16 protein-coding genes are annotated in these 16,910 nt (G+C 60.1%); 13 read left to right on the forward strand and 3 right to left on the reverse strand.

Going from position 1 to position 16,910, the window contains the following annotated elements:
* Positions 1–53: 53 nt before the first annotated feature.
* Positions 54–1,217 (reverse strand): DUF262 domain-containing protein, encoded by a 1,164-nt coding sequence (locus ACIOJF_RS08870; protein ID WP_402741519.1) that lies wholly within the window; start codon positions 1,215–1,217, stop codon positions 54–56.
* The gene (locus tag ACIOJF_RS08875) at positions 1,214–1,996 is read right to left on the reverse strand and encodes an FRG domain-containing protein (RefSeq protein ID WP_402741520.1); all 783 of its coding nucleotides are present in this window, start codon (positions 1,994–1,996) and stop codon (positions 1,214–1,216) included. Before ACIOJF_RS08875 ends, ACIOJF_RS08870 begins: the two co-directional genes overlap by 4 nt.
* 554 nt (positions 1,997–2,550) lie before the next feature.
* Here ACIOJF_RS08875 and ACIOJF_RS08880 point away from each other — a divergent pair.
* The 13 genes from ACIOJF_RS08880 (at position 2,551) to ACIOJF_RS08940 (ending at position 15,422) form a co-directional block, all read left to right on the forward strand.
* Positions 2,551–2,991: a helicase associated domain-containing protein gene (locus tag ACIOJF_RS08880; RefSeq protein ID WP_402741643.1), complete on the forward strand. Its 441-nt coding sequence runs from the start codon at positions 2,551–2,553 to the stop codon at positions 2,989–2,991.
* A 268-nt stretch (positions 2,992–3,259) separates the two neighbouring features.
* Positions 3,260–4,390 carry a nucleoside hydrolase gene (locus ACIOJF_RS08885; protein ID WP_402741521.1) on the forward strand — a complete coding sequence of 377 codons (1,131 nt, stop codon included), beginning with the start codon at positions 3,260–3,262 and terminating at the stop codon, positions 4,388–4,390.
* A gap of 117 nt (positions 4,391–4,507) precedes the next feature.
* Positions 4,508–5,314: an ECF transporter S component gene (locus tag ACIOJF_RS08890; RefSeq protein ID WP_402741522.1), complete on the forward strand. Its 807-nt coding sequence runs from the start codon at positions 4,508–4,510 to the stop codon at positions 5,312–5,314.
* Between the two features lie 7 nt (positions 5,315–5,321).
* The gene (locus ACIOJF_RS08895) at positions 5,322–6,080 is read left to right on the forward strand and encodes an energy-coupling factor transporter transmembrane component T family protein (RefSeq protein WP_402741523.1); all 759 of its coding nucleotides are present in this window, start codon (positions 5,322–5,324) and stop codon (positions 6,078–6,080) included.
* Positions 6,077–7,468 carry an ATP-binding cassette domain-containing protein gene (locus ACIOJF_RS08900; protein ID WP_402741524.1) on the forward strand — a complete coding sequence of 464 codons (1,392 nt, stop codon included), beginning with the start codon at positions 6,077–6,079 and terminating at the stop codon, positions 7,466–7,468. Before ACIOJF_RS08895 ends, ACIOJF_RS08900 begins: the two co-directional genes overlap by 4 nt.
* Positions 7,469–7,998: 530 nt before the next feature.
* Positions 7,999–9,387, forward strand: coding sequence for an LLM class flavin-dependent oxidoreductase (locus ACIOJF_RS08905; protein ID WP_402741525.1), 1,389 nt, complete (start codon positions 7,999–8,001; stop codon positions 9,385–9,387).
* Between the two features lie 9 nt (positions 9,388–9,396).
* Positions 9,397–9,930: a flavin reductase family protein gene (locus tag ACIOJF_RS08910; protein ID WP_208294291.1), complete on the forward strand. Its 534-nt coding sequence runs from the start codon at positions 9,397–9,399 to the stop codon at positions 9,928–9,930.
* Between the two features lie 4 nt (positions 9,931–9,934).
* Positions 9,935–10,360: an ester cyclase gene (locus ACIOJF_RS08915; RefSeq protein WP_332489374.1), complete on the forward strand. Its 426-nt coding sequence runs from the start codon at positions 9,935–9,937 to the stop codon at positions 10,358–10,360.
* 95 nt (positions 10,361–10,455) lie between these two features.
* Complete coding sequence (locus tag ACIOJF_RS08920) at positions 10,456–11,262, forward strand: 2-keto-4-pentenoate hydratase (RefSeq protein WP_402696736.1); 807 nt, start codon at positions 10,456–10,458, stop codon at positions 11,260–11,262.
* A gap of 31 nt (positions 11,263–11,293) precedes the next feature.
* Positions 11,294–12,772: an aldehyde dehydrogenase (NADP(+)) gene (locus ACIOJF_RS08925; RefSeq protein ID WP_402741526.1), complete on the forward strand. Its 1,479-nt coding sequence runs from the start codon at positions 11,294–11,296 to the stop codon at positions 12,770–12,772.
* A 36-nt stretch (positions 12,773–12,808) separates the two neighbouring features.
* Positions 12,809–13,198 carry a riboflavin kinase gene (locus ACIOJF_RS08930; protein ID WP_359185037.1) on the forward strand — a complete coding sequence of 130 codons (390 nt, stop codon included), beginning with the start codon at positions 12,809–12,811 and terminating at the stop codon, positions 13,196–13,198.
* A complete protein-coding gene (locus ACIOJF_RS08935; protein ID WP_105659169.1) occupies positions 13,195–13,380 on the forward strand; it encodes a hypothetical protein in 186 nt (61 codons plus the stop codon). The genes ACIOJF_RS08930 and ACIOJF_RS08935 overlap by 4 nt, the downstream gene beginning before the upstream one ends.
* Before the next feature lie 530 nt (positions 13,381–13,910).
* Positions 13,911–15,422: an MFS transporter gene (locus tag ACIOJF_RS08940; protein WP_402741527.1), complete on the forward strand. Its 1,512-nt coding sequence runs from the start codon at positions 13,911–13,913 to the stop codon at positions 15,420–15,422.
* A gap of 81 nt (positions 15,423–15,503) precedes the next feature.
* On the opposite strand, the gene ACIOJF_RS08945 is transcribed toward ACIOJF_RS08940, so the two are convergent.
* On the reverse strand, positions 15,504–16,907 hold the full coding sequence (locus ACIOJF_RS08945) for a PucR family transcriptional regulator (RefSeq protein ID WP_400341462.1): 1,404 nt from the start codon (positions 16,905–16,907) through the stop codon (positions 15,504–15,506).
* Positions 16,908–16,910: the final 3 nt, after the last annotated feature.

The raw sequence follows: 16,910 nt of genomic DNA on the forward strand, positions 1-16,910 counted from the left end.
TCAAGGTCGCATCTGAAAATCGTGATGCTTTGGACCAATGTGAGATTTCTATGCTATGGCTCTTCACTCTCGTCTTGGTCGGGTAAGTGTCCATCATTGATGTTTTCGATGCCCCCAAGCGGAGTTACTACGTCGTAGCCTGACACATACGCATGGAGGATTTCGGTACGCCTCTTGAGCGCTTGACCGTCGTTGCTCGATTGTACGAGTCCGTTATATTCGCGCAATCGCACATTGTGTGGGGCAACGTAAAGAGGATCATCTTCGTTTATTTTCGCAGCTTCTCGTCTGAGATCTTCAAACTGTACAAGAATATTTCGGTTCACATTGTTTGCGAACATTTCATCCCTGAAAGCAATGTAATAGACGACCACCGTTCCAATGGATGCCAGAAGAGGATCGTCCTCCTTAAAAATTGTCGCCATTCGATCAAGGGTTTTGGTGGCATTAATCGTCAATTGCCGCATGGTTGACTCGCTAATGCGCGCTGGTTTATTGTTTTGGGGGCGTGTAGCGATAAAAAGGTCATACAGAGTCGCAGATTTAGTGTCTTGGATCTTATTCTTTGTTGAGATCTGGTGTTCTATGGCAAGGAATTTAGCGCCCAGTTCTCTGTATTTGTAGCGCGCGCTGCGAATCGGTGAGCAATTTACGAGTAGTCTATGTTCCGCTAATATATTTGCCGCATCCCTAGTCGGTACATTGAGTGAATTACGTCGTTCAGCGGCATTTAGCGATGAAGAGGCATTGAGACGCTGGAACATCTCTTCAATGAGATCTCCGCTGTCCGTAACAACTCGAACTATGGGAAGTTCGAAGTCGCGGAATTTACGAGCTAGAGAAGGATAATTCGTCTCCAACTGGCTAATGGTCATGCCCTTTGCATTGACGCCATCATCTTCGAAATAGATAAAGTCTTGCGGCAGTGCAAGGTCGCCGTGGAGGAATGCAGAGATGGCACCTAGTCGCTGTTTCCCATCGATGACTGCATATTGATATGCAAGACCCTCATCGTTTAATCGTCGTGAATTTTGCGCTTCAAAATAGAGCTTTGGAACGTCGAGACCGTTGATAATCGAATCAATTAGTAAAGCCTGGGTGCTGACTTTCCAAACGTTGCCTTCACGTTGGTATGCCGGGTTCATGTCTATCACACTCTCCATGCGGCGAAAACGCGAAATACTAATCTCTGGGAGGAGTTGCGTTTGAATTTTCACAGTGCACCCCTTTCACTCCGAATGCGTTTAGCGATACGATCTAGATCGCGGTAAATGGATACCTCATTGAAACCAAGTATGTCCAGCTGTTCGCGGAGACCTTCTTTGGCATTTCCTGGAACGATGAATGATTGCAATGCTCGAGAAGCTCTAAGCGGTTCCGCTACGTCGTCATTAGGCGATGGTAATTGAGAAACGGTAAATGTTCCGCTCTGAAACCGAATACGATCAAAAACCATTGGAGCTACTACAGACATTGGATTTCCACGATTTTCCGCGTCTTTTCCTGGTAGGTAATCGGCTAGTTTGGAGTCAGCATTCGTAAGAAGACGCGGGTGCCCGCCACCACTATCTCCTGCATCCTTATTTAGCTGATTAGGGTCAAGTGCGAAGATTTCTCCGTCTTCTTCCATATCTTGCTCACTGGCACTCGCATTTTTCTCGCACGCGAAATATAGGGCCACCAAAGGTGTTTGAGACCAGTCTAGAAGCCGGGTGGGAAGAGAATGGTGTTGAGCGAACGTGATCCACCCCCAGTCATCGAAAGCGAATTGTAAGCCTGCCGCGGCAGCTTCCTGGCGAAAGCGCGCAAGCATCGGCCTTTCTTGGCCTCTGTGACGTGGGCTGCGAAAGACAGATGGCTCTAAAGTCCAGGAGTGATCTCGATGCCCGCGGTACCACATTTCTCTTCCATCGGCAGTTATTGGAGAGAGGATATTAATTAAGTCTCCGACGGACTTGATTTGCGGCTTCGACTCTATCGACGTGGCTTCGTTCATGGAGAGAGTGTATCAATCTTGAGTCGATTTGCGTTTCATAGGATGGTTTGATTTTCTTTATTACGCGCCAAGAGTTTCTTGACAGTTTTAAAGTGTTCGGAAAACGTTCTTAAATAATCCTGCGTCCGACCATTTTCTAATTCGCGTTTAAATAATTACTGGCAAACAACTTTGAAGCGAGTCCCGTCACTTTTGTCGGCCTTAGAAGGTTCGCAATAAAATTAGATTTAATCGGTTGAATAGAGCTGTAAGTCCAAGGTGTTTCAATAAGTAATGCGCAAGCATGGGGTCTCGATATTACGGTGATTCTATAGGTTTTATCGAATGAGGGATAGTAGTTGCGGATGACATCCGGTAGCGTTGTTTGCATGGTTGGATGGGATATTTCGAGGCATCCTGAGTGGGATCTTATGTATGCTGCCGGGTGGACGGCGAGAGAAATCGCTGACCGCTGCCACAAGAATCTAGCCACGGTTCATCTGCATGTTCGAAAACGGGAAAAATACGAGCCAGGCTTCGAAGCCAAGCACAAGGCCGCGCTGGCGGCTAGGGGAATGAACCGCCCATCTACCGCATGGCGCAGACGAGCTAACGAGGCTATAGCATTTCAAACGGAACACGGGAGGCTCCCGGGTAGTAGCGGGGGTCCCGCCGAACGGTCCTTATATACGTGGATTGCGGAGCAGCGTAGGTTGTTCGAGAAAGGTCTGCTTCCCGCCAGCAAGGTTTTCCTGCTGGAAGCGATAGAGGGCTGGGAGGTGAATCTTAGACAACGAGAGATAAACGAAACTTGGCGCGGAAATCTGGCGGCTGTCGTTGAATTCCATGTCCTTTATGGCCGTCTTCCTCGATATAGAACCTATTTATCTGAGCCAGAACGTTCGATTGGGGTCTGGCTGCACAATCAACATCAACGTAGATCCAAGGATAAACTTTTGAGCTGGCGCCTTGAAGCACTAAATGAGGCTTTGCCTGGGTGGCGTAGCCGAAGATAACGGTTCAGGGGCAGTTTCTTCGAGGTGAGTGGCACCAAGTACCGTCTATAAGAGGCTGCAGGGGGCCACGGTGTAGGTCAAAGTTCAAGGACTCTCTTCGTCTCTTTTTGAACTCAATTCCAATCCGGCTCGCACTTTCAAGAGGAAACTGGATTCAGGACACAGGTTCAAGCGTTCCAGTCGTGTCTATCGGAACATTTATGATCTCTCCGTTTGCTTAGATAATTTAGTTTTATGCCAAACTCGACGGTAGCCATAATAAGCCCTGATGAGTAGCGCTGGAAAAGAACGGGGTGTGAATGTGGGCTCAACTGAGAATGCTTCACGGAAAATAGTGGAGAGGCAACAAGTACGTCTCCTGGCCGACAACGACACTGGGATCGACGACGCACTCGCCTTGGCGTACCTTAGCTCTCTCGACCATGTGCAGATAGTAGCTGTCACAAGCACCCCAGGCAATGTCGGTGTCGAGCAGGTCGCTGCGAACAATCGGGCGCTGCTCAAGCTCTGCGGAAGATCGAATGTTCCTGTCCTTAACGGTGCACATGAGCCACTCGAGATTCCTCTGGTGACTACACCAGAAACTCATGGTCCTCAAGGAGTCGGATACGCGACGCTGCCCGATTTCGAACCGGCTTCATTTGCTGCCATGGACGGCGTCAATTACTGGATTGAAGCAGCGCGTGCCAGCCCGGGGGGATTGACGGTGCTGCTCAGCGCGCCGCTGACAAACTTCGCTCTGGCACTTCGCCGTGAACCGAAGCTACCCTGGCTGCTTCGCAAAGTAGTGATCATGGGCGGTGCCTTCTACTACCAAGGCAACACCACTCCTACCGCAGAGTGGAACACTCACGTGGACCCGCACGCCGCAAAGGAAGTCTTTGCTGCCTACACTGCTGCCGCTGAACAAGGGTTGGATTCCTCGAAGCTGCCGATTGTCTGCTCTCTGGACACCACGGAACGCTTCGAAATGCAGCCCGACTTTCTGACCAAGCTCTCCATTGAAGCTGGATGCGATGAACCGGAAATAGTCCAGGCCAGCGACCCGGAAGGGAGCTTGAGCAAGTCGTCGAATCCGCTGGTGCGTTATCTCTCCGATGCCCTACGGTTCTACTTCGAATTCCATCGGCAATACGACCAGGGGTACATTGCCCACGTGCACGACTACTTTGCCGCCGGTGTTGCCGCAGGGACTCTGGACTACGAGACCCGTCCTGCAACGGTGGACGTTGAGACAGAATCACAATTGCTCTTTGGCACTACCGTGGCCGATTTCCGCAGGTTGTGGGGCAAACCCGCGAATGCCCAGGTGGTCGTGGCAAATGATCCCGAGGCAGGGTTTGCCGAGCTGGTCCAACGCCTTGGTGCGCTGGCAAGGAAACTCAACGAAAATTCCTGAGCGCAGGCAGGTGGGCTAGAATCGTCTACCGGGTCGAGGTGACATAGACCCGCCATTCGCGCGTTGCGGGAGCAATCCTGCGCGCAGCCAAACTCGTATCCCCAGGATTGCCTCATCATGTCACCGAACCTTCTCTTGCCCGAAGCATCAGCGACCCAGCTCCTGCGCCGCAGGGTGCTCGGCGCAGCTGGAACCCTGCTGCTCGTTGGAACCTACCTGTTCCTGGTCGCCACCCAACCCGCGGGAATCGTCGAAGGACTGGGCCAGGGAGTTGCCTTGGCAACTTTCGCTGCCTACCTGATTGCAGCCGTCCTGCTGCTGCTCGCTGTGCTGCCGGATCTGCCGGTCTCCGCCCTGACACTGATCCCGGTCGCGCTGGCACTGAACATCATCCTGGGCCAATTCGTCGGGTCCGTCATGGTCCCGCTCTACCTGGATTCCATCGGTACTGTTCTCGTTGGCTTTTTGGCCGGCCGCCGTGCTGGTGCCGCCACCGGTGTGCTCAGCACGCTGATCTGGTCGCTGTTTGCCCCCACCGTCTTGCCATTCGCTGCCGGAGCCGCACTGGTCGGTTTCCTTGCGGGAACCGCCGCTCGCTACGGCGCTTTGCGCCGGCCATACCTTGCCCCAATCGCGGGCCTGGTTGCCGGTGTACTGGTTGGCGTAGTCTCCTCCCCGGTGGCTGCCTTCGTCTACGGCGGCACCTCGGGTGTCGGTACCGGCGCAGTGGTTGCGGCCTTCCGCTCCATGGGCGATTCACTGCTCTCCGCGGTCACCAAGCAGGCCCTGATCTCCGACCCGGGAGACAAAGCAATTGTCTTCCTCATCGCGGCGTTGCTGGTCTTCGCCTTGCCGAAGCGCTTGAGCGGTTCTTTCGAATTCATCCGCCGCTACAAGGTGCTGGGCAAGAGCGGAAACAAGTAGGCCACCTATGAAGCGCCGCATCGCTGAGTTGCATCCTTTTACCGTGCTTTGCCTAGCCGTGTTCACCATTGCGGTAGCCACGGCTGCGAGCCGATGGTGGCTGAGCTGTGCGGTGATAGCACTTTGCTTGGCCATTGGCGCGGTTGCGGGCAAGGCCCGCAAACTCGCGACGCTCAGCGGTGCCATCATGCTCCCGACTCTCCTGTCCTTGCTGATGATCCATGGACTGGCTTCACAGGATTCCTCGGCGGTGATCGCCGCATGGGGACCAGTCAGACTGACGCTTGGGGGGATGGAGATCGCCATGGCCCTGGCCTTGCGCACCGCCGTGCTGGTGGTGGCGGGTTTGCTTTGCGGTTTGCTGATCGACAAGCACCAGCTGGTGGCAGCTATCGACTTGTCTCCGGCTCCGCCGCAGGCGGGATACCTGTTGGCATCCACGCTGTTTCTTCTTCCGCAGATGATGGAAAAGCAGCATGCCATTGGCCAAGCCCAGGCCTTGCGGAAAGCAGGAACCGGCCGGGGCTTGGCCGGCTGGCTGCAGCGCCTGAGGCTGCGAGCAGTACCGCTGGTGCTCTCCTCGGTGCAAGATGCCCATGACCGTTCGGTGCATCTGGCCGCGCGCGGTTTCCCCGCCCGCGGTGAGCACAGCAGATTGCGCCACGTCGCGGACTCGCAGATCCAAAGGGGCGTCCGCTGGGTTGCCCTGCTGTGTTCCGTGCTGGTGCCGGTAGCGATTCTGTTGCCACTCGGGGGAGCCTCATGATGGATATGGAACACCGTGCACCTGCCGGAACCACCGCGGCGCTGCACCTCAGGCTGGGAAGCTTCCGCTACTCCGAGGCGCACGCCGAGGCCTTGCGCGAGATCGAGTTGGAATTCTCCCCGGGTTCCCTGACTGTCATTGCCGGCGACTCTGGATCCGGAAAGTCCACGCTGGGCGGAGTACTCGCTGGCATGCTTCCGCGGCCAGGAGCGGACCAATGCGAGGGAACGGTCACCCTGGCGGGGCAACGGATCGATTATTCTCCGGAGCATTCGCCACGAATCGACGTCGCAGGCTGGGCCAAGCACGTGGGACTGCTGCCCCAAGATGCCGGGCTCTACCTCTCGGGGATTCGCCAGACGGTTGCAGAAGAGCTGGTCTTCGCGCGGGAGAACGAAGGAATGCCCCGTGAAGAGATGGCAGAGCTCATCGCCGAGCTATCCACGCGGCTGTCCCTGGAACATCTGCTTGAACGCGATCCCGCCAAGCTTTCAGGAGGCCAAGAACGCCTGGTCGCACTGGCCGCGTTGTCCGCAGCCAAACCTTCCATCATTGTGCTCGATGAACCGTTGGCCGGGTTGGATTCCAAGGCAACTCAGGCCGTGACCTCGATGATCACCAGGTTGCGTGCCGAGGGCACTGCACTTGTGGTGCTGAGCCGGACGGCAGAAGCATGGGACGCAGAAGCGGATTCACTGTGGAACTTGGCGGACGGTACTTTGCAGCGGGCAACTGCAGGCGCTGCAACCACTGCGTTGCTTTCCAAGTCAAAAAGACCATCTGTCCCCGCTGCATCTGCAAAGCCCTTGGTGGGCTTTTCCGGCGTGCAACTCGGATACAAAGGCGCCAGCGCCCCGGTCCTCTCCAGCCTTGACCTCGAAGTCAGTGCCGGAGAATGCGTGGGGCTGGCCGGCGCTAACGGAACGGGCAAGACGACACTGCTCAAAGCCGCCGCAGGGCTAATCAAGCCAGCTGCCGGAAAAGTGCGGGTGGCAGGTGATGCTGGGATGCTCCTGCAGAACCCTTCGGACCAGCTCTTCGAACGTACCGTAGCCCGGGAGGTCGCCTTCGGCCTTCCCAAGAAGAGCATCCAACGTGTCCGCGTGCCGTTGGTGCTTGCACAGCTGGGCCTGGAATCCTACGCGCAGACCCACCCTTATGAGCTGCCGGCTTCGGCCCGCCGGCTCGTTGCCTTGGCCACCGTGCTGGTGCGCGAACCGCAGCTGCTCCTCCTCGACGAACCAACCGAGGCGCTGGATTCGGCTGGGCTTCATTGCCTGCACGGGGCCATCGATTCGGTACTCGAACGCGGGGGAGCGGTGCTGTTCTCCTCCCACGATGAGCGGTTCATGTCGTCCACCGCGCACAGGGTGCGCCAGCTGTCGTAGCAATTTTTCTGCTGCGGGATAGGCGCCCGCGTCTGGGCCAAGCCTATTCCCGGTGCGCTCCAAGGTAATCAAGTCTCTGCGCCATGCACGCCGTACGGTGAATTCACACCCTTCTGCCCCGGTGGATTGTGGGTACTCGTCTATTCGGTCAGCCATTATTGCACCTCGCGAGCTGAGTCATCATTCCGGCCGTGCAAGGAATTGGTCCCCAAACCAAGGTAAAAACGCAGTCGTAGGTCAGCTCATCGAGAGAACTGCGCCGGCTGCTCCGCTGGTTCCTCCTCGCACCAACATTCTCTTGGCGTCACCAGATTTCATGCCTTCAACCCACGCGTACGCGAAGTGACGTGGAGGAATCGGAAGCGGCTGGCTGTTGCCGCAAAGCCCGCCTGCCCGCTTGCTTGTCACAATTGCCGACCCATGTGAAATAGAACTCCTTTACCGCTTGACGGTGTGGCCTTCGACACCCTAGTCTGTGATCACTGAATAAACACATAGTTCACCTAGTGAACGCATTGAAGGGATTCAACATGACAAAGGAGATGCGCGTTTTCGCGTTCGACTTCAACGGCCCGGCGCATCTTTCCGCTGGCACTTGGCGCCACCCGAAGGACCGGGGTGGTGAATACAAGTCGCTTGGCTACTGGGTCGAGTATGCGAAGCTCCTCGAAGCTGCCTGCTTTGACGGGATTTTCTTTGCCGACAACGATGGCTACCACGAGACCTACAAGGGCTCGGTGAACGATTCCCTGAAGGACGCCGCGCAGATCCCGGCCAATGATCCTTCGTACTTGATCCCGGCCATGGCCGCGGTAACCAAGCACCTGAGCTTCGGCGTCACCTCCTCTACCGCCTACGACGCCCCGTACAAGCTGGCCCGCAAGTTCTCCACGCTGGATCACCTGACCGATGGCCGGGTGGGATGGAACGTAGTCACCTCTTACACCAACAGCGCAGCGCGGAACATCGCCGGGCTCGAAGCCGCCGAAGCCCACGACGACCGCTACGCCCGCGCCGAGGAATTCATCACCGTGGCCATGAAGCTCTGGGAGACTTCGTGGGACGAGGACGCAGTGCTGCGCGACGCTTCGACCTCCACCTACGTGGACCCCAGCCGCGTGCACAATATCGAGCACCAGGGCGAGCACTTCAGCGTTCCGGGCATCCACTTGTGCGAACCCTCGCCGCAGCGCACCCCGGTAATCTTCCAGGCCGGCGGATCCCCGCGCGGCGTGGCCTTGGCCGCCAAGACGGCCGAGGCTGTCTTCCTGAACGCGATGACCAAGGAAACGCTGAAGAAGCAGGTCGACGGGCTGAAGGCCAAGGCGCTGGAATTCGGGCGCAACCCGGAGAACATCGCCACCTTGCAGATGATCACCGTCATCAGCGCTGCCACCGATGAAGAAGCGCAGGCCAAATACGAGGAGTACCTCAAGCTGGTCTCCTACGACGGGGCCATGGCCCGCTACAGCAGCTGGGCCGGGGTGGACCTGTCGGCCTTCGACCCGGATGTCCCGCTGAAGGAAATCGATACGAACGCCGGGCAGACCATGCTGAACTTCTTCCTGAAGATGGACCCGTCCAAGGACTGGACCACCCGCGACATCGCCGAGTACATCGGCATCGGCGGCACCTCGCCGGTCATCGTGGGCGGACCGGAAACCTGCGCGGATGAGCTGATTTCCTGGATGGACCAGACCGGAGCCAGCGGCTTCAACCTGGCCAATGCCATCAAGTTCCAGGACATCAAGGACTTCGCCGAATTCGTCGTTCCCGAGCTGCAACGCCGAGGCGCCATGCGCACCTCCTTCGAAGGATCCACCCTGCGCGAGACGCTCTTCGGAGAAGGCAACGCCCGGCTGCCCCTGGACCACCCAGGCGCAGCACTGAACCAGCAGACCACCGCACAAGCCAGCTAGGAGTTCCCCATGTCCATCATTGTGACCCCGCAGAACACGGGGATTGATCCGGCCGAATACCGCAAGGTCTTCGGCGCCCTGCCCACCGGCGTCACCGCCATCACCGGCATGACCGCCGCCGGCAAGCCCATGGGCTTCGTCGTGGGAACCTTCATGTCCCTGTCGCTGGAACCGCCACTGGTCACCTTCTGCGTCGACAAGGGCTCGAGCACCTGGCCGACTCTGCGCTCCCTGGGCCGCTTCACCGCGAACATCCTGTCCACCGAGCAGCTTCCGGTCAGCCGGGCGCTTTCCCGCAAGGGCGTGGACAAGTTCGAGGGCATCGACTACGAGATCGGTGCCAACGGCACCCCGCGCATCGCCGGCGCCTCGGCCTGGATCGACTGCGAAGTGCTCTCGGAAGTCGTTGCCGGAGACCACTACATGATTGTCGGTGGAGTGGAAACCATGGAAGCCACAGAGCGCGAAGCGCTGCTCTTCCGCGGCGGAAAATTCGGAGATTTCAACCTTTGGCCGGCACCGGCCCCAACTGCAAAGGCCTAGCATCATGGCATCAATCCTGGAACGCATCACCTCCGCCTGGACCGAGGCGTGGAGCAAGGGCAATACCGCGGCTTTCGCGGATCTGGTATCCGAAGACTACGTGCGCTACTCCAAGACCGGCGAAGAGCGCATCGATGACCTGTTGAACCAGATCACCGAATCCCACCAGGCCTTCAGCGACTTCAACATGGAAATCCTGCGGGCTATCGAGGATGACAACCTGGCAGCAATCCACTGGCGCAGCACCGGGGTGCACACCGGCGAATTCATGGGCGTCCCGCCGACCGGCCGCACGGTGACCGTGACCGGCGCGACCTTCATCAGCCACTGCGATGGCAAGGTCACCGAAGAATCGGTGGTCTGGGATCCACGCGAAATGCTTTCGGCCATGAGCATCTGGCACCTGGGCGACCAGCGGATCAAGAAGTAGCAAGCAGCAGCGACGGGGCGGCAGGCAAGCCGCCGCCCCGTCTGCCCAAGACATTCCGGCGGCCCGTGCCGCCCGAGGTGAGGATGGAGATCCCTTTGCCAATCAACATTACCCAGACTGCCCAGCGCCTGATTTCCGCCAAGGAATCACGCCAGCCATTGGAAAGCCTGATCGATCATTCCGCAGGCCCCACGGTGGCCGATGCCTTCCGCGTGCAGCAGGAGATCATCCGGCTGAATGTCGAAGCGGGAGACAGCATCTCCGGCTTCAAGCTGGGCAACATCGCCAAGGCCATGCAGAGCAAGTTCGGGGTGGATGAACCGGACTACGGCTACCTGCTGGCCAGCCAGTTCTACCCGGAGAACCTGCCGATCAGCGCCGCCGACTTCATCGAGCCTTTCATTGAGCTTGAACCTGGCTTCGTGCTGAAGAAGGACCTGGGCGGCAAGCATGTCACCGCAGCGGACGTCATGGCCGCCACCGACTTCGTGGTGCCCGCACTGGAAATCATCGACTCCCGGATTAAGGACTGGAAGATTGGCCTGTTCGACACCCTGGCCGATAACGGTTCGGTGGGAGGGGTGATTCTCGGCGGGCAGCCGCGCAAGCTCTCCGAGGTCAATCTCGCGAACCAGCCCGGTTGCATTGAATTCGACGGCCAAGAAGTGGCCCGCGGGAACACCAACGCCATCCACGGCAATCCTGTATCGGCCATCGCCTGGCTATGCCGGCGCATCGCCGAATACGGCGTGACCCTGAAGGCCGGCCAATTCATCCTGCCCGGCAGCTGCCTGGCCGCCGAGAAGATGGTCCCCGGCACGGCGGTCACCGGCCGCTTCGAAGGCTGGGGAGAAATCTCCTTCGACTACACGCCGGAACCTAGTTCCGCCACGCATTCCTGAACCGCTCCACAGAGCAGAAAAGAGCTTGAAAATGTCCCTGAGCATTGCGCCAACTACCGAAAACACCACCACCGGGCAGCTGGAAGCCTATCTTGCCGCCGCGCAGGACAGCTTCGGCACCTGGGCCGCTACCAGCCCGGCCCAGCGAGCCGGAATCCTGGACGTCGTGGGCGATGCGCTGGATGCCGCCGCGGACCAGCTGGTTCCGGTAGCCATGGCCGAGACCAACCTGCCCGAGCTGCGCCTTCGCGGGGAACTGAAGCGCACCACCTTCCAGCTGCGCTTCTTCGGGGAACTGCTGCGCGATGGCGGATACCTCGACGCGCGCATCGACCATGCCGATGCGCAGTGGCCCATGGGAGCCGCCCGCCCGGATCTGCGGCGCACCCGCATTCCGCTCGGTCCGGTCGTGGTCTTCGCGGCCAGCAACTTCCCCTTCGCCTTCTCGGTGGCCGGCGGCGACAGCGCCTCGGCGCTGGCGGCGGGCAACCCGGTCATCGTCAAGGCGCACCATGGGCATCTGGAACTCTCGCGGCTCACCGCCCAGGTGGTCAACGATGCCTTGGCTGGGGCTGGCGCGCCAGACGGGCTATTCCAGGTCGTCTTCGGAACCGAAGCCGGGCGCACCGTCCTGCTGGATCCGCGGATCAAGGCCGCAGGATTCACCGGTTCCATCCCCGGGGGCCGGGCCCTGATGGACCTGGCTGTTTCCCGCGATGAACCAATTCCCTTCTACGGGGAGCTGGGCAGCAACAACCCGGTGTTCGTCACCGAGCAGGCTGCCAGCGTGCGCGGCGAGCAGATCGTCGCCGATTTCATCGGCTCCTTCACCACCAGCGCCGGGCAGCTGTGCACCAAGCCCGGAACGCTGTTCATCCCGCGCGGCTCGGGCTTGCGCCCGTTGCTGTCAGCGGCCGTGCTCCCGGCCGGGGCCGGGCTGCTGAACCAGCGTATCCACGAAGGCTACGGGCAGGTGCTGGACCAGCTGTCCGCGCACCCCGGTGTCGAGGTGCTCTCGCAGGGCGGCGAACCGCTGGGCGAGCAGCCATCGCCCACCTTGCTGATCACCGGCATCGACGAGCTGCTGGCAGATCCGCGGGCCTTGCAGGCCGAGTGCTTCGGACCGACCGCACTGGTCGTGGAATACGACTCCGAGCAGCAGCTGGTGGCTGCGGCGCGCACCTTCGAGGGCCAGCTGACCGCAACCATCCACGGCGAAGAAGGCGACCGCGTCCAAGAGCTGGTCGCGGTGCTGGCGAACAAGGCCGGACGCGTGCTGTGGAACCAGTGGCCCACCGGGGTTTCGGTGACCTACGCCCAGCAGCATGGCGGCCCCTACCCGGCCACCACCGCGGTGGGGACCACCTCGGTCGGTGCCGCCGCCATCGAGCGGTTCGTGCGCCCGGTGGCCTACCAGAACTTCCCGCAGCATCTGCTCCCGGCACAGCTGCAGGATGCCAACCCGGATAGCGTTCCGCAGCTGGTCAACGGCCAGCCGCGCGGCCGCTGAGCGGAACCGCGAAGTACCAACACGAGGGAATAGCCCATGCATGCCATTGAAGGAATCGTCGAGCACGGAGACGCCCGCGGGCGAGAACTCGGCTTCCGCACCGCGAATATCCCCATGCTGCAAGATGACCAGCTCGATGGCGTGTGGGGTGCCGAAGTGCTGCTGCCCGATGGGCGCCAGGTGCCTGCCTGCGTGTCCATCGGCCGGCGCGCCACGTTCTACCGCACCGGCGGGCAGGTGCTGCTCGAAGCGCATCTGCTCGACTTCTCCGGGGACCTCTACGGCCAGCACCTGGTGGTGCGCCTACTGGAATTCCAGCGCCCGCAAGTTGAATATGCGGATGCTGGAACCCTGGTGGAGCAGCTGCATCGGGATGTGGCCGAGACGCGACGCGCGGCACAGCTGCGGGAAAGCGTCCTTGCATGAGCGGGATCGCAATGGCGCCCCCGGCTGCGCCGCCGTCCTGGGCGGTGCAGCGGGTGGCGACCGTCATTGAACGCCAGGGCATCCCGGTGCCGATCCGCGATGCCAAGCGCATCGCGCAAAAAGCCGGGGTGAGCAAGAGCCTGGCCCGCCGTTGCATCCACTACATGGACAGCGGGAAGTAGCTTCCTGCAGCGACCGGGCGTGCTGGAGTGGGCCCCTGGCTCCCGGGCGCTGGACGCCGCGGGCCTGAGGCGCCACCGGTAAAATTCCTGGTACCTTCTCCAACTAAGCCGCGCGAATCTCCGCGGGATCATCCCGCTATCTCGCGCGGCTTTGTGGCGCTGCCTTGGTGCCCTCGTGCCGCTATGGGCCCGGTCATATGGGCAATGCTCCTGCGCCGTCGCGGGTTTAATCCGGGACATTTCTGCGCAACGCCCAGGGCGGCAAAAATCACCTCAGTCTCCTTGTCAGCTCCATTCGTGCAGCTGAACTCCTTGAATTTCCGGGCCCCGGAGCTGGGTCCGACGATGAAATGTTTTGCTGAATGTGTTGTGCATCACCGGAGTGTCGTGTTCACTAGATAACTAGCATGATCATCTGGTGAACGTTATGAAGTTCTTGTTTCGCTATTGCAAGTGAAAATTCCACAGCAGTTCATGCGCAGCGAGAGCATCAGATCTCGAAACCAATTCCCGGCAGGAAAGAGAATACGATGAGCGAATCATCGAGAATGCAGCGTCCCGCGTTGCCCAAGGTATCGCGCAGGCTCCGCGCCGATGACTGCATTGTCGTCGACAAGAAGGAATTGCGCCGCGCACAGATCGGCGCGGGCATTGGCAATTTCATCGAATGGTATGACATCGGGGTCTACGGCTATCTGGCAGTGACCATGACCGCGGTCTTCACCGAAGGCATGGACCAGAGCATGGGCCTGCTGGTGACGCTGTTCGGTTTCGCCGTGTCCTTCATCGTCCGCCCGCTGGGCGGAATGATCCTGGGCCCGCTCGGGGACAAGATCGGCCGGCGCAAGGTCATGTTCTTCACCATCGCCCTGATGGCCGGAGCCACCACGCTGATTGGCTTGCTTCCCACCGCTGGGCAGGTCGGCCTGTGGGTGATCGTCCCGCTGTACCTGCTCAAGATGCTGCAGGGCTTCTCCACCGGCGGCGAATACTCCGGCGCCGCAACCTACGTGGCCGAGTTCTCCCCGGATGACCGCCGCGGATTCATGACCTCCCTGCTGAACTCGGGATCGATGCTCGGCTTCGCTGCCGGTGCGGCAGTTGTCGCTGCCACCTCCGCGATCACCACCTCGGCGTGGGGCGAGAATGCGATGCTCGCCGGCGGCTGGCGCATTCCGTTCCTGGTGGCACTGCCGCTGGGCATCGTGGCGATTTCGCTGCGCAGCAAGATCCCGGAATCCCCGACCTTCGAAGCGGCCCGCGAGGCTGCCGAGGTCGGCGAGGTCCATCCAATGTTCGTCCGCCACAATCTGCCGAACATCTTCCGCCACTACTGGCCGCAGATCCTCATCGGCTGCGCCTTGATCGCCGCGGACGGCACCTCCGGATATATGCTCACCAGCTACATGCCCACCTATCTCGAAGCGGAGATCGGCTCGCCAGCGGTGCATACCGCGGTGGCAGCTGTGGTGGTGCTGGTCCTCCAGGCGGTGCTGATCCCCGTGATAGCCAACTGGTCGGACAAGATCGGTCGGCGGCCGATCTACATGATGGCTACCATCGGCAACCTGGTCCTGCTGGTGCCCGCCTTTGCGCTGATGCACGTGGGAACCATGTGGTCGCTGTACCTCTCGCTGTTCATGGTGGCCCTGCCCAGCGCCTTCTTCCTGGCCCTGACCGGCTCGGTCATGTCCGAGCTGTTCCCCACCGCTTCGCGGTACGGCGGAATGGGAGTCACACACAACCTGTCGATCTCCATTTTCGGCGGAACCACGCCGCTGGTCAGCCAGATCCTGGTGAACACCACCGGCAACCACTTCGCACCGGCCTACTACATCATGTTCTTCTCGGTTATTGCGCTCTGTGCCACCTTCAAGCTGCGCGAGACGGCATCCCGTCCGCTGCTCGGTTCGGCGCCCGTGGTGCGCACGCGCGAAGAAGCGCTCGCCTTGGCCAAGGGGCAGGATGAAAATGAGCTGCTGGATACCTCCACCATGCTTCTCGCCCCAGTGCCAGCGCGTGCTCCGGAAACAAGTAGCTAGCTTCGATATGCCTCGCAGCAACCGCCCGGTGGGCGTTCCCGACGGAGGGAACGCGTATCGGGCGGTTCGCGTTGCGGGGGCCTATCCGCTGTAGTTGGTGCGTGCTGATCCGGTCTGTGTGATGGGCCAGGCCTTGCGCGCGAGGTAGAAGTCCGAGATATCCACTACTTTGCGTACGCTGCGCCCGGTCAGCAATTCGGCCTGCTTGATCCGGTAGGCCAAGGTCTGCCGGTGGATGCCCAAGAAATTCGCGGTGTGCTGCCATTGCAGGTCGCGGTCCAGCAAGGCGAAAAGGGAATCCCGGTACACGGCTACCTGGTTGCTGGAGCCTGCCAGCGGGCCGAGCACCATGCTGACGATTCGCTCGGCTTCCGAGGCGGATCGGGCCAGCAGTGACACCTGCAGTCCGGAGAATTCAACGAGTTCTCCGGGCCGGGGTTCAGAAGGAATCGCCCCCTGCGCTTCTTGCGCCGCGCCTTCGAGGTCCGCGAAGCGCTGCTGCGGTGAGCTTAGTCCGAAAGTGGCCTGCAATTCGCTGGCGATCGTCCGTAGCACCGGAAGATCCTTCTCGCGCACTACGGCGATGGAGTTGTTCTTCCACGACGTGGCTAGCGGCATCAACCCGTGCAAGGACAGGGACATCGCCACGGCATCGAGCAGCTTTCCCGGGGCGCAGGCGACCCGGAATCCGGGCTCCCCAGCGATCCATGCACCGCCATCGATATCGTGTTCGCCCAGCTTGCCGGCCAGGCCCAGTCGCAGGGAAGTTTCGGCCGCGGCGACGGCATTGCCGGCATCCTGGAGCAGCGAATTGGCATCGACCGCGAGGATCTGCTTGAGGTGCACCAGCAGCAGGGCATCCAGTTGCGCGTCGGCCGGGACGAGCAATTGGGTGGGGCGGATGGTGGACAGGGAGTGGCGGCGATGCGCATTCGTGGGCAGTGTGCCGATCACTGGGCATCCGGTCATCGTGTCCTGGACAGCAATGTCCACCGAGCACAGCTTTTCCACCCAGTCGCCGCTGCGCTTGCCCTTCCGGTTCTGCGATCCGGCTTCCTGGTACATCCGGGAAAGCAGCAGGACCGAGCGGTTCAGCTGGTTGGTGGTCACGGCGGCCACTGTCCGGGCGATCACCACGAAGGGGGTTTGCGGTCCGGTGGACAGCACCGGGAAGGTCAGTTCATCGGCCGCCTGCAGCATCTCGCGTGTGAGCTCGGGTGCGAGCCCATCCTGGCCAATGATCAGCCCTGCAATCCCCGCAGCATCCGCCTTGCGGACGAAATCGGCCTGCTCTTGGGCTTCCGCGGGGATATTCAGGCCCAGGGACATCAATAGTTCCTCGTTACCCAGCCAGCGCCACGGCTCAGCGGATTCGCTGGTCTGCGCCCAGCGCACGATGCGTCCAAGGCCTGACTGGCCGGCGATCACCTTGGTATCCAAGGCCGGATCAGAAATGAGTTTGGCGATCGTGAGCAGTTCCGCCATCTT

The organism is Glutamicibacter sp. NPDC087831 (assembly GCF_044742845.1).
In the GTDB taxonomy this organism is placed as follows: Bacteria; Actinomycetota; Actinomycetes; order Actinomycetales; family Micrococcaceae; genus Glutamicibacter.